The sequence below is a fragment of the Alkalibacillus haloalkaliphilus C5 genome (assembly GCF_000269905.1).
In the GTDB taxonomy this organism is placed as follows: domain Bacteria; phylum Bacillota; class Bacilli; order Bacillales; family Alkalibacillaceae; genus Alkalibacillus; species Alkalibacillus haloalkaliphilus_A.
Window position 1 is genome coordinate 1 of record NZ_AKIF01000016.1, and the last position, 11,463, is coordinate 11,463.

Annotated in this window: 18 protein-coding genes; 7 read left to right on the top strand and 11 right to left on the bottom strand. The window is 37.1% G+C overall.

All coding sequences use genetic code 11. From position 1 onward, the window contains the following. Positions 1-103: 103 nt before the first annotated feature. The 4 genes from A194_RS0103075 to A194_RS19235 all read right to left on the bottom strand — a co-directional run bounded on the left by A194_RS0103075 (position 104) and on the right by A194_RS19235 (position 1,981). Complete coding sequence (locus A194_RS0103075; protein ID WP_017185423.1) at positions 104-859, bottom strand: DUF3603 family protein; 756 nt, start codon at positions 857-859, stop codon at positions 104-106. 71 nt (positions 860-930) lie between these two features. Continuing rightward, positions 931-1,137, bottom strand: coding sequence for a YuzI family membrane protein (locus A194_RS0103080; protein WP_017185424.1), 207 nt, complete (start codon positions 1,135-1,137; stop codon positions 931-933). A gap of 150 nt (positions 1,138-1,287) precedes the next feature. Beyond that, positions 1,288-1,563 (bottom strand): glycine betaine ABC transporter substrate-binding protein, encoded by a 276-nt coding sequence (locus A194_RS19230; protein ID WP_017185425.1) that lies wholly within the window; start codon positions 1,561-1,563, stop codon positions 1,288-1,290. Further along, the gene (locus tag A194_RS19235; RefSeq protein ID WP_017185426.1) at positions 1,535-1,981 is read right to left on the bottom strand and encodes a glycine betaine ABC transporter substrate-binding protein; all 447 of its coding nucleotides are present in this window, start codon (positions 1,979-1,981) and stop codon (positions 1,535-1,537) included. Before A194_RS19235 ends, A194_RS19230 begins: the two co-directional genes overlap by 29 nt. Positions 1,982-1,997: 16 nt before the next feature. Here A194_RS19235 and A194_RS17060 point away from each other — a divergent pair, with 16 nt between their 5' ends. After that, on the top strand, positions 1,998-2,417 hold the full coding sequence (locus A194_RS17060; protein WP_017185427.1) for an enolase C-terminal domain-like protein: 420 nt from the start codon (positions 1,998-2,000) through the stop codon (positions 2,415-2,417). 54 nt (positions 2,418-2,471) lie between these two features. Here the strand turns inward: A194_RS17060 and fabF are convergent, their stop codons facing one another. The 4 genes from fabF to A194_RS0103110 all read right to left on the bottom strand — a co-directional run bounded on the left by fabF (position 2,472) and on the right by A194_RS0103110 (position 6,098). Beyond that, positions 2,472-3,710 carry a beta-ketoacyl-ACP synthase II gene (gene fabF, locus A194_RS0103095; RefSeq protein WP_017185428.1) on the bottom strand — a complete coding sequence of 413 codons (1,239 nt, stop codon included), beginning with the start codon at positions 3,708-3,710 and terminating at the stop codon, positions 2,472-2,474. Positions 3,711-3,740: 30 nt separating this feature from the next. Beyond that, a complete protein-coding gene (locus A194_RS0103100; RefSeq protein ID WP_017185429.1) occupies positions 3,741-4,679 on the bottom strand; it encodes a beta-ketoacyl-ACP synthase III in 939 nt (312 codons plus the stop codon). Between the two features lie 112 nt (positions 4,680-4,791). Next, on the bottom strand, positions 4,792-5,736 hold the full coding sequence (locus A194_RS0103105) for a BMP family ABC transporter substrate-binding protein (RefSeq protein WP_029424957.1): 945 nt from the start codon (positions 5,734-5,736) through the stop codon (positions 4,792-4,794). A 74-nt stretch (positions 5,737-5,810) separates the two neighbouring features. After that, entirely contained in the window at positions 5,811-6,098 is a 288-nt protein-coding gene (locus A194_RS0103110) for a hypothetical protein (protein WP_017185431.1), read from the bottom strand. Positions 6,099-6,208: 110 nt separating this feature from the next. Between A194_RS0103110 and A194_RS0103115 the strand changes: the two genes are divergently transcribed. Then, entirely contained in the window at positions 6,209-6,388 is a 180-nt protein-coding gene (locus A194_RS0103115) for a YjzD family protein (RefSeq protein WP_017185432.1), read from the top strand. 48 nt (positions 6,389-6,436) lie between these two features. Here the strand turns inward: A194_RS0103115 and A194_RS0103120 are convergent, their stop codons facing one another. Continuing rightward, positions 6,437-6,754: a hypothetical protein gene (locus A194_RS0103120; RefSeq protein ID WP_017185433.1), complete on the bottom strand. Its 318-nt coding sequence runs from the start codon at positions 6,752-6,754 to the stop codon at positions 6,437-6,439. A gap of 87 nt (positions 6,755-6,841) precedes the next feature. On the opposite strand from A194_RS0103120, the gene A194_RS0103125 reads away from it, so the two are divergent. After that, positions 6,842-7,654, top strand: coding sequence for an undecaprenyl-diphosphate phosphatase (locus A194_RS0103125; RefSeq protein ID WP_029424958.1), 813 nt, complete (start codon positions 6,842-6,844; stop codon positions 7,652-7,654). 48 nt (positions 7,655-7,702) lie between these two features. Here A194_RS0103125 and A194_RS0103130 read toward each other — a convergent pair whose 3' ends face one another. Further along, a complete protein-coding gene (locus A194_RS0103130; RefSeq protein ID WP_017185435.1) occupies positions 7,703-8,014 on the bottom strand; it encodes a metal-sulfur cluster assembly factor in 312 nt (103 codons plus the stop codon). Between the two features lie 74 nt (positions 8,015-8,088). Continuing rightward, complete coding sequence (locus A194_RS0103135; protein ID WP_017185436.1) at positions 8,089-8,847, bottom strand: alpha/beta fold hydrolase; 759 nt, start codon at positions 8,845-8,847, stop codon at positions 8,089-8,091. Positions 8,848-9,001: 154 nt separating this feature from the next. Between A194_RS0103135 and A194_RS0103140 the strand changes: the two genes are divergently transcribed. From A194_RS0103140 to A194_RS0103155, 4 genes are all read left to right on the top strand, one after another. Further along, positions 9,002-9,844 carry a Cof-type HAD-IIB family hydrolase gene (locus tag A194_RS0103140; protein WP_017185437.1) on the top strand — a complete coding sequence of 281 codons (843 nt, stop codon included), beginning with the start codon at positions 9,002-9,004 and terminating at the stop codon, positions 9,842-9,844. A gap of 213 nt (positions 9,845-10,057) precedes the next feature. Next, positions 10,058-10,186: a hypothetical protein gene (locus A194_RS20930; protein WP_017185438.1), complete on the top strand. Its 129-nt coding sequence runs from the start codon at positions 10,058-10,060 to the stop codon at positions 10,184-10,186. Further along, positions 10,186-10,389, top strand: coding sequence for a DUF3813 family protein (locus A194_RS0103150; protein ID WP_017185439.1), 204 nt, complete (start codon positions 10,186-10,188; stop codon positions 10,387-10,389). The genes A194_RS20930 and A194_RS0103150 overlap by 1 nt, the downstream gene beginning before the upstream one ends. Positions 10,390-10,550: 161 nt before the next feature. Continuing rightward, entirely contained in the window at positions 10,551-11,447 is an 897-nt protein-coding gene (locus A194_RS0103155; RefSeq protein WP_017185440.1) for a phosphate/phosphite/phosphonate ABC transporter substrate-binding protein, read from the top strand. The last annotated feature ends 16 nt before the right edge of the window (positions 11,448-11,463 follow it).

The window sequence follows — 11,463 nt, forward strand, 5'->3', positions numbered from 1 at the left end:
TCCCCCTATTCGGTAATTATTCCTTCTATTCAATATTCTTGGATACCATTTCTCTTTTGAAAATAAAAAAGCCTGCACAATCCCTTTGCGCAGGCTATTTACATCACCTTTTCAACACATTTTTCTTCTGTTGTTCCATTTCCCAAAGGCGTTCAAAAAATGGTTGACCTTTCGCCATTTTTTCACACATTTCTTCATGTTGAATACTCCATCCTTCACAAGCTTCATTAATTAATAACTCAAACCCTTCTTCAAAAGTCATTTGTTGAATCTCTTGATACATCTCTGGTCGCCATTCAGTAAGCCAATAACGTAATTCATCAATACGTTTGCTTTGTTTTAACTGATCAAGCATTAACATGAGCAAATGCTTAAGCTGGCGCTCTTTTCTCGTTAAGCCCATCATATATTCAGGTTGTAATGATAAAATGTGATAATCTTTTTGTCCTTTTCTCGGCTTATAAGAAAAGTCTAATGGGCGTTTGTGTGTGATTAAATCTAGCACTAATCGTTCTTGCCTTGGAATGACACGACTCTTTCTAACCGGAATATCGTAACCTAATGTGTCGATGACCAGCACTTGGTGTCCATCTGTTGCAACAAAGGCATATTCTAGTGAGATTCTCTTATGTTGTTTCTTTAAGTATGCACGTTTATAAACTGCTTCTAACAAAGGTTTCGGTAAGTCAGACATATCATTTTCTATGTAGTTAAAAAGCTCCTTTGTTACATAAACAACTGGGACTTGATCGAGCAGCTCAATTGAGTCATTTTTACGCCACTCATGAAAATGGCAAACGTTATAACCATTTTCCTCCCCTTCAAACCAGTTCACCCAAATATCATGAACGTACATCATTAACATCCCTCACTTTAAGTGTTAATCCGTTTATGTTCATTATCACCAAGTGACATATTTTTATTCTTAATTTATGAACTAAATGGGTTTTTATACATGGCCAAGATCATAATGAAAGAGCCGAGTGGAAGCAAATAACACTCTGGTCTTTTATAAATAAATAACACAAAATCATACCATCCCATGCCGACAGGTAAGAAGTTTAAGTAACCAATAATCGATACTGCTCCAACACACGTAAATCCAAAACCGATAAAAAACATTATTAACTGCCACATCATTAGCATCTCCCATTTTTGATGCCTGTCCTTTGGTGACTTGTCCTTTTCCTTAATTCAATATATGTGACAGTAAGACTAAACATTAATATATAACCATAAAAAAACAGGTTCTAACGAATGTTAGACCTGTGTAAAATAAAGACTTTGTTATTCAATAATACCTTGTTCAATCAAAAATTCTTTAGCTACTTCTTGTACACTTCTTTCTTCAACATTCACTTGATAGTTCAATTCAATCATCGTATCACTATCTAAAGCGTTAGCCATTGGTTCAGTTAAATCTGCTAAATCTTCATTAGCTTCTAGTACATCTGTACGAACAACTGCTGCAGTATAGTCTGGGAAGAAGTCTTGGTCGTCTTCTAGGTTCATTAAATCAAACTGTTCGATACGACTATCTGTGGCTAAAGCCCATCGCAACATCAACTTCTTCATCTCTCAATGCAGCATACGTTAAACCTAAATCCATTAACTCAACATCAGCTGATGGGAGCTCAAAACCGTAATGCTCTTCTAAGGCACCGTAACTATCAGGACGTGCAGAGAACTCATCATTAATCGCTACGTTAAGCTCATTACCTGCATTAACATAATCAGCTAAGTCTGATAAGCTTTCAACACCATCAGAATCAGCGAATGATTGACGTACCATTAATGTATACGTATTATTAACTTCTGTCGGGTTCATCCAAGTAATTCCGTTTTGCTCATCAATTTCACGAACTGCTTCAAATGCTTCTTCTGCTGTCGAGACAGGCTCTTCATCTAAATAAGTTACTAGTCCCGTACCAGTATAATCCCATGTAAAATCTACTTGTTGCTTAGAAGAGCCTCTTCCCACACATGATTTTAAAGGAATGGCAAAGCTTAGAGAATTAACTTCAATAAGAATAGCTGGTGGGGAAATGAACAGAAGATGGCATGACTTCAGAGAAATGGCTGACTATGGGTCACTTGATGTTTATCAACCAGATGTCGCATTAGCTGGAGGTATTACTCAAGTGAAGAAAATTGGAGAGTTAGTCCAAGGGAGCGGACATATCTTCTCACCTCACACGTGGAGTAATGGGATTGGATTATTAGCGAATTTACATTTAAGTGTTGCTATAAGCGATTGTCCTTATATTGAATTTCCATATGATCCTCCTGCTTGGACAAACGAACGTCGTGATTTCGTCTTAAAAGAAACAGTTAAGCCAAATGGTCACGGTGAACTGATCATGAGTGACAAACCTGGATTAGGATTTGAGCTAGATGATACAGCACTAGCTAAGTAAATCTAATTATCGACAAAAAAGGTTGAATCTGCATAAGCCGATTCAACCTTTTTATTATTTATATTCTTTAAATACTAACGAAGCGTTGTGACCACCAAAACCTAATGAGTTCGACATGGCAGCCGTTATTTCTGCTTCACGCTTTTCATTCGGCACATAATCTAAATCGCAGTCCTCATCAGGTGTTTCATAGTTTACTGTCGGTGGCATGATATTATTTTTTATTGATAAAACCGTAATAATTGCTTCTAAACCACCAGCAGCTCCTAATAAGTGACCTGTCATTGATTTCGTTGAGCTCATAGCCAAATTATAGGCATGATCTTTGAAGACTGTTTTAACAGCGTTTGTTTCATAAGGGTCATTTAATTCTGTACTCGTACCGTGTGCATTAATATATTGAATATCTTCACCTGTCATTTCTGCATCATCAAGCGCTTGTTCCATTGCGCGAGCTGCTCCTTCGCCTTCTGGTGCCGGAGCTGTAATGTGATGGGCATCACCTGTTGATCCATAACCGACAACTTCAGCATAAATTTTCGCTCCACGCTTTTGCGCTGATTCAAGTGACTCAAGAATGACGATTCCTGCACCTTCACCCATAACAAATCCGTCACGGTCTTGATCAAACGGACGACTTGCTTTTTTAGGGTCTTCATTTGTCGTTAAAGCTTTCGCACTAGAAAAGCCTGCAAAAGACATATTATTAATTGGTGCTTCAGTACCTCCAGTAATCATAACATCAGCATCGCCACGTTCGATTACTTTGTACGCATCACCAATAGAGTTTGTTCCTGAAGCACATGCTGTTACCGTACAAGAGTTAATTCCTTTTGCTCCAAAAATAATTGAAACTTGACCAGAAGCCATATCTGGAATCATCATCGGTACGAAAAACGGACTAACACGACGTTGCCCTTTTTCCATAAACTTTCTAAACTGCTCTTCATACGTTGACATGCCACCAATACCAGAACCGATCCAAACACCCGCTTTAGGTGCTAGTGCTTCATCAATTTCAAGTTGAGCGTCATCTAACGCCATTTTAGATGCCGCTACAGCATACTGTGTAAATAAATCCATTCGTTTCGCTTCACGTTTATCCATATATAATGAAGGATCAAAATCCTTAAGTTCTGCTGCAATTTTCGCCGGGAAGTCATCTGGATTTACTTTAGTTACTGTATCGATTCCAACATGACCTGCAAGTAAATTGTTCCAAATTGTTTCAACATCATTACCAACTGGAGACACAGCTCCAACACCTGTTACGACCACTCGTCTTTTTGACATTTTTTTAACCTCCTAAAGTCCTTCATCCTTTTATTTACCCCATCTTAATGCAACGGCACCCCAAGTTAGACCACCGCCAAAGCCGACTAACACAACGACATCGTCCTCTTTAATTCTACCTGCTTTAACATCTTCTGACAATGCAATTGGGATTGATGCTGCTGACGTATTACCATATCGGTCAACCGATTTTGACATTTTCTCTACCGGTATTTCTAATTTCTCTCTCGCTGCTTCCATAATTCGAATATTCGCCTGATGCGGAATCAAGTAATTAACATCATCTTTCGTTAAACCTGCTTGGTGAACGACATTAAGCGACGATTCACCCATTTGACGAACAGCAAATTTGAACACTTCGCGGCCATTCATATAAATGTGGTCCTCATCTGTCTGATGCAAGTAAGGGATTCCTGTGCCGTCTGAACCTAACTCATGTGACAAAATTCCTTTACCTTCAGAAACATTAGATACCACAGCTGCTCCGGCACCATCACCAAACAATACCGCAGTGTTTCGATCAGACCAATCCGTAATTTTAGATAGTTTTTCCACTCCAACGACTAAAATATTCTGGTGAACTCCAGCTTCAATGAACTGCTTTGCAGTAACAATGCCGTAAATAAAACCAGAACAAGCCGCACTAATATCCATTGCAGCTACTTGTCTTGCGCCTAAACGCTCTTGTAATTGACATGCTACTGATGGGAATCCCATATCAGACGTTACCGTAGCAACTAAAATCATATCAAGTTCTTCTGCTTTTAAATCCGCCTCATTTAACGCATCGCGTGCTGCTTCATATGCCATATCAGATGTATTCATATCATCAGAGGCAATTCTTCTTTCCTCTATACCAGTCCTTGTACGAATCCACTCATCCGATGTATCCACAATCTTCTCTAAATCATGATTTGTAACAACATTTTCTGGTACATAATGTCCAGTACCAATTAAACCTGCTTTCATTCTGTCATCTCCTAACGATTAACTTATATAATCATATATTATGACCTGGTTCTAATTTTACCAAAAATTAAATCCATTTAAAAGATAACTTTCTTCTAAATGGCGAAAAATATTATTGTGGTAATCTTCCAGTCTCTATATACTGTTCAATCATCTCGTCAATATGTGCCGCTAAATGGATTGGAACATCATCACCATATTCACCTAAGTAAATATAATCCTGATCAAAGGAAATGTTCATAATACCTGAAGGTAGTGTACCTTCATTATACATTTGTGCAATTTCCAAATACAAACCTTCAACCTCTTGAACTGTGCTAGTTATAACTGTTTCAGGTGCTACATCATATTGATCATGAATATAACCAACTGCATAGATGTCATGTTGCTCAGCTGCTCGAATAACCGGCACATTAAAACCGTCACCTGCCGGATAAATAACATCTATATTTTGATCCAACATTTGATCAAAAACCATCATCGCTCGTTGCTGGTCATGCCAGCTATTGACAGAATTAATAGTCGTATTAATCGTGGGATCGACTGCTTGAATTCCTTCATAAAAACCTTGCACTTCACCTTGATGATGATAAGCTGAGATGACACCTATCTGATTCGTTTCAGTCATTTCTGCTGCCAACATCCCAGAGAAGAAACCCATATGATAGCCATCAAAATTCACACTCGTAATATTACGATCAAAAGTTTGACCATTAAAATAAACGAATTGAATATCAGGATGATACTCATTCATCTGTTCAAACATTCGACCAAAATTCACACCATGTCCAAACACTAAATTCACACCTTGACTAGCAAAGTCTTGAACGGCTTCTTCCGCTTCACGATAATTATCGATATTCTCACGCAATAAGGCACTAACATTTTGCTCTTCTTTTATATTTAAACTACCTAAGTATGCTCCACGTCCCCACGTTTCATCGTGAATTGTACCTTCTAATAAAAGCCCAACATTATTAAGTTGTCCACTATTAAAGTAACCACAACTTGATAAAATCATTGGTGTGATCATTATTAAAAATAGCCACTTATACAATCTTGCACACCCCGATACGTATAATTCATCTTTTAATAACTATTGTGGTGGCAATCCATCAAAATAGCAAGAAATTAAATGTCTGAATTTTTATTTTTATTAGTCGCTATCTTAAATATTTGCTTAGCATTAACATTAAAATCTTCCCCGATTAAGAATGCCTGGTCAAAAGGCTCTCTCTGTTCAACTTCTTCTCCTTCAACAAAATTGAAGTTGGAATTGCGTCCTACCATCGCAAAATAAAACATTTCATCTTCAGTCTCAAGGGAACCAGAACCCACCACTTCAACCCCGCTGTTCAAATAATAATTTACGAGTTGGTACCCAAATTGATCAAAACAAGGGTATACAAAAACTCTCATAAAAACTCTCCTTAAATGTTTGACACATTCGCCAAAATTTTTATATTTATTTTTCAATAGAGCTTTGATAAACTATAGTATGGAATGTATAGATAAATGAGGTGAAAAATATGCGTTTAATTTGGACAGCTATTTGGAGCTTTTTACTTAGTGCAATGATTGTATATGTAATCAGTAGCATGGCTGGATATTCATTTGATCTTACAGGTACTGTTGCAATCGCGGTTACATTCACTTTAGTCGCGGTATTCTTAAGTGAAGTCGTACTTAAAGACAAACCTAACGAATAGCAAACGAGGTTGACTTCCTATAAGGGTAAGTCAACCTCGTTTCTTCACCTACCAAGGCAGTAAACTTAGTGCTGCAACAAAAGTTAAAGGAATAATTAAACGACTAAGGCCATATTCATATGGTGGATAGCCATAGTGCGAGCCATACCCACCACCGTAATAACCTCCATAAGGACCGTAGCCGCCATAAGCACGAACAGGTAGATGAGGAATTTGTTGCGACGGTACAACTAAATGGACATGCTCATCATCCACTTCAATGACATAACCTTCAATTTGATCGCCTGTTGTCGTTTCAACTAAAACATGTTGTTTAAGGTGGTTTTGACACAAGTCAAGTTTGTGTTCTTTAGAATGATGTACCAATGTAACCTCCCCTTTCTAAGTACAATGTATTCAAATAGCCCAGTACATGTGCATAGTTTTAGGAGGTTTAAGGAGGGACCAATGTATATGAATGAGTTAGTTGAAGTGTTAAGGTATTTATTTTTAGGATTATTTCAAGGTTTTACTGAGCCAATACCCGTTTCCTCAAGTGGCCATTTAGTGATTTTGCGAGAGCTATTAGACATGAACGACCCAGGTATTACTTTTGAAGCCTTTATTAACTTTGGTTCACTGATTGCTGTAGTTATTATTTACCGAAAAGACATTTGGCAGCTTATGATTAACAGTAGCCATTACTTAATCAAGCGAGAGGAAAATACACAGCAAGATTTTTATTACTTATTCTTATTATTTATCGCTACAATCCCAGCTGGAGTTATAGGAGTCTTGTTTAACGATACGATTAGTGGAATTTCCGAACATGTAAAGATTGTTGGAGTAACTTTAATTTTAACAGCGATCGCATTATGGATTATTCGAAATTTGAAAGGGTATAAAGGAGATGCAGAGATTACATTAACTGATGCTGTAATCGTTGGTTTTGCCCAATCGCTTGCACTGATTCCCGGTATTAGTCGATCTGGTGCAACGATTGTAGCTGCTATGTTAATCGGCTTTAATAGACGTAGTGCTTTAAAGTTTTCTTTCTTAATGTATATACCAGTCAGCATAGGAACGATGATTTTTGCAGTCAGTGACGTCTTAAGTACACCTGAATTATCCAATCAGTTCGTCTTGTACCTAATTGCACTTGTTGCAACAATTGTTGCATCATACTTCGCGTTATTACTTTTTATCAATGTCATGACAGCCGGCAAATTGAAATACTTCGCTTATTATTGTATGGCAGTAGGAGCCTTAGTTGTTATTTTCTTATAAATAAACAAAAAACCGACTGTGGTAAGTTCACAGTCGGTTTTTTTAGTTTTAGTCTGGAATACCAAGTGCAATTTTAGCATAACGAGACATACGATCTTTCGTCCATGGTGGATTCCATACGATATTAACTTCAACATCATTAACTTCAGGTATATCTGAAAGTGCATTTTTTACATCTGATTCAATTGTTGCCGCAAGTGGACAACCCATCGCTGTTAATGTCATTGTTACTGTTGCTAAGCCTTCATCATCTAAATCGATATTATAAACAAGCCCTAAGTTCACAATATCAATCCCTAGCTCAGGGTCAATAACATTCTCAACAGCACCCCACAGATTCTCTTCTAATGCCTGATCCATGCATAGTCCTCCTTCAAACGTTCTTACTTTATTATAAACATGATTACACTTAATTTTAAAGTAAAATAAACGAATTATAAATAAGTTTTCATCCAATTTGTTAATTCAATCATACCTTCGCGGCTTACTTTATGGTCACGACCTTTTTCGCTGACAAACTTTACGTTTTCACCGTTTTGCTCCAACTGTTCATAAAAATCAACAGCATGGTCAAAAGGCACAACACGATCTTCTTCACCGTGCCAAATTAAAACTGGACGCCCATTAATGACTTCTATTTGTTGAGATAGGTCGATTTTACCTAGCTCATCAACTTGTGCTGCAATTTCGTCATTTGTGTATGGTAACTCAATCCCTTGTTGCTCAATACCTTTCAGTAAATAATGAGCCATATATTGAAGCTTAGCTGACCCCATCATAAGACCTGCTACTTTTACTTGCTCAAACTGTGTTAGCGCAGCTGCGGTTGTAATTCCGCCCATACTCGTTCCAGCAACTCCTAACCGTCCAGCTTCTAACAAACCACCTCGCGTTAACCAGTTCATTAGTTTATGCAGATCAACTAAGTTGTGCTGTACAATTTTCCAGAAGGCAAACTGAATTTCATTATCAGTTTTATCCCCTCTTCTTTCACCATGATGAACAGCTTCAGGAAGAATGACACGATAACCTTGTTCAGCTAACATATAAGCGATTGGCAAATTTTGTTCCTTAGCACTCGTAAACCCGTGAAAATAAATAACTACTGGTAGTGGTGCTGCTTGCTTATCTTGTTCATGAATCATTAATATTGGAATATCATCAACAAGTTGACGATCTATAACAATCCCCATTTAAACGCCCTCCCTTTTCACTTTATTACTATAATAAATCATATATTTATCCTTAACAAATGTTAGTCATTTGCAAGCAAAAGAACCATGACATTTCAAGAAAAATATGTTATTATAATTTAATTAGATATAAAAAGGGTAATGAGGTGAAACCATGAAACAACAGCATTTAATTGCGTTAGATTTAGATGGTACTTTACTAAATGATCATAAAGTAATTTCTGAACGTACGTTAAAAACGATTGAAGCAGCGAAAAAAGAAGGGCATATTGTAGCAATTGCAACGGGGCGTCCTTATCGTGTTAGTAAACAGTTTTATCATCAAATGGCATTAGATACACCAATTGTCAATATGAATGGTGCTTTAATTCACCACCCGAAACAAGCGAATTGGGATCATATGCACTCACCACTTCCGAAAGATGTAGCTTATGATATTGTTGAAACGTGTTATAACGTTGGTGTTCAAAACATTTTAGCTGAAATTATGGATGAAGTATACATTGAGTATGACAACCAACATGACATTACGCATTTTTTCCAAGCAGGACTTGAACAACCAGCTACATTCGGAAAAATTCAAGAGAACTTAGCACAAGATCCTTCATCAGTATTAATTCACCCATTCGATGATCGTGTAGATCAAATTCGTCAAACTCTAACAGACCGCCATGCAACAGTCGTTGACCATCGTAAATGGGGTGCACCTTTCCATGTGATTGAAGTGATTCGATCTAATATGCACAAAGCTGTTGGTGTTCAAAAGATCGCTCAAGAATATGGCATTTCAAAGGATCGTATTATTGCATTTGGTGATGAAGATAACGATTTCGAAATGATTGACTATGCTGGTGTCGGAGTCGCTATGGGGAATGGTATTGACGAATTAAAGTCAATGGCTAACGAAATTACAACAACAAACCACGATGATGGTGTTGCACAATTTTTAGAAGAATATTTAAGCTTACCTAAAAGTGTCCTAACTAAAAAGGTTTAAACTGATTCGACCGCTAAATTAGCGGTCTTTTTTTAATTTATAAACGTAAATATAACCAATTATATTTTGCTCTAATTGACACACACTATTCTTGAACGCGATCATTCGTGTTCAACTAACGCTGATTTCATCAATCGTTGAACTTAGGATCCTAAAGCTAAACGAGACCGTAATGTAAGCCTTATACTTCATTTCCATTAAAGGAGGAGCTTCATGCGTCAGAAGAAGCAACAGCAGCGTAATACTAATGTGAATCCTCAATCGAAAACAGGTCGTCGTGCATTTACAGATCAAGATCGTAAACGTAGGGAACAGAACATGTACAACCGAGGAGGATTTTAATGGAAAATAAGTTTTTAAACCAAGCTAGGCAAGCAATGCAAAACCTTTCTGGAAGAGATAGACAGCCAAACGGACAAGCCCAAGCAGATGAACAAGAAGTTAAAGCAATCCAGCAATGTATCCAGTCAGCATACCAATCATGTTCACCCGAAGAAGAACAGGAATTACAACAATTAGAGAACGAGTTAAATGAATATAAGTAATTCAACACCCTAAAAAGTGACACAATTCGACTTGTGTCACTTTTTTTGTTAAGAATTCGTAAATTTACAACATAATTTTAAAATTATGTTGTACTAATGTCACAGATTATTTATAATTAAAGTGTTTCAAAATAATCTATATATTCAAGGGGGAGACAGTTTTGAAAAAGTTTCTAACATTTGCAACTGTAGCACTTATGATGTTGCTCGCAGCATGTGGTACAACAGGGGATGAAGGTAATCCAGATGAGTTAGTCATGGGCTTTGTGCCATCTCAAGATTCTGACACAATTGCAGAAACAGTAGAACCTCTAGCTGATGAGTTAGCAGAGATTCTAGGAAAAGACGTTGAAGCACGCACAATGACGAATTACAACAGTCTAGTTGAATCAATGGGGTCACAGCAAGTACATATCGGTTTCATTCCAGCATTCGGATATGTAATTGCGAATGAAGAGTATGATGTAGAAGTAATCTTAAAGTCTATTAGACATGGTGATTCTACTTATCAAGCTCAGTACTTAGTACGTGAAGATTCTGGCATTGAAACTTTAGAAGATTTAGAAGGTAAGACTTGGGCATACGCTGATGCAACGTCAACTTCAGGTTTCTTATTCCCAGCTTCTCAACTAATGGACAAATTTGACATTGAAAGTCAAAGTGATCTAACAAATAACTGGTTTGGCGACACAGTTTCAGTAGGTGGACACGACACAGCAGCAATTGCAGTTTATGATGGCGATGCTGATGTAGCAACTACATTTGATGATGTTCGTGATAACTTAGAAGAAGATTATCCTGACATTTTCGATGAATTAAAAGTCATTGACTACACTGATGATATTCCAAACGATACAATCTCTGTAATCAATGAACTAGATGATGACTTAGTTGACGAGATTCGTGAAGCATTCCTATCTTTCAATGAAGATGATGACATGATTCAAATTATGAACGATGTTTATACTTGGGATGCGATTGATGTAGCTGAACACTCTGAATATGATGTTGTAGCTGAAACATACGACCGCTTTAGAGATGAAGTTTCATTAGACTAATAGACTTTAAAATTAT

Bases quoted from the DNA above. Each gene is read 5' to 3' on its own strand.
- A194_RS0103075 (WP_017185423.1), bottom strand. From the start codon at position 859: ATGATGTACGTTCATGATATTTGGGTGAACTGGTTTGAAGGGGAGGAA.
- A194_RS0103080 (WP_017185424.1), bottom strand. From the start codon at position 1,137: ATGTGGCAGTTAATAATGTTTTTTATCGGTTTTGGATTTACGTGTGTT.
- A194_RS19230 (WP_017185425.1), bottom strand. From the start codon at position 1,563: ATGTTGCGATGGGCTTTAGCCACAGATAGTCGTATCGAACAGTTTGAT.
- A194_RS17060 (WP_017185427.1), top strand. From the start codon at position 1,998: ATGGCAAAGCTTAGAGAATTAACTTCAATAAGAATAGCTGGTGGGGAA.
- fabF (WP_017185428.1), bottom strand. From the start codon at position 3,710: ATGTCAAAAAGACGAGTGGTCGTAACAGGTGTTGGAGCTGTGTCTCCA.
- A194_RS0103100 (WP_017185429.1), bottom strand. From the start codon at position 4,679: ATGAAAGCAGGTTTAATTGGTACTGGACATTATGTACCAGAAAATGTT.
- A194_RS0103110 (WP_017185431.1), bottom strand. From the start codon at position 6,098: ATGAGAGTTTTTGTATACCCTTGTTTTGATCAATTTGGGTACCAACTC.
- A194_RS0103115 (WP_017185432.1), top strand. From the start codon at position 6,209: ATGCGTTTAATTTGGACAGCTATTTGGAGCTTTTTACTTAGTGCAATG.
- A194_RS0103125 (WP_029424958.1), top strand. From the start codon at position 6,842: ATGAATGAGTTAGTTGAAGTGTTAAGGTATTTATTTTTAGGATTATTT.
- A194_RS0103130 (WP_017185435.1), bottom strand. From the start codon at position 8,014: ATGGATCAGGCATTAGAAGAGAATCTGTGGGGTGCTGTTGAGAATGTT.
- A194_RS0103135 (WP_017185436.1), bottom strand. From the start codon at position 8,847: ATGGGGATTGTTATAGATCGTCAACTTGTTGATGATATTCCAATATTA.
- A194_RS0103140 (WP_017185437.1), top strand. From the start codon at position 9,002: ATGAAACAACAGCATTTAATTGCGTTAGATTTAGATGGTACTTTACTA.
- A194_RS20930 (WP_017185438.1), top strand. From the start codon at position 10,058: ATGCGTCAGAAGAAGCAACAGCAGCGTAATACTAATGTGAATCCTCAA.
- A194_RS0103150 (WP_017185439.1), top strand. From the start codon at position 10,186: ATGGAAAATAAGTTTTTAAACCAAGCTAGGCAAGCAATGCAAAACCTT.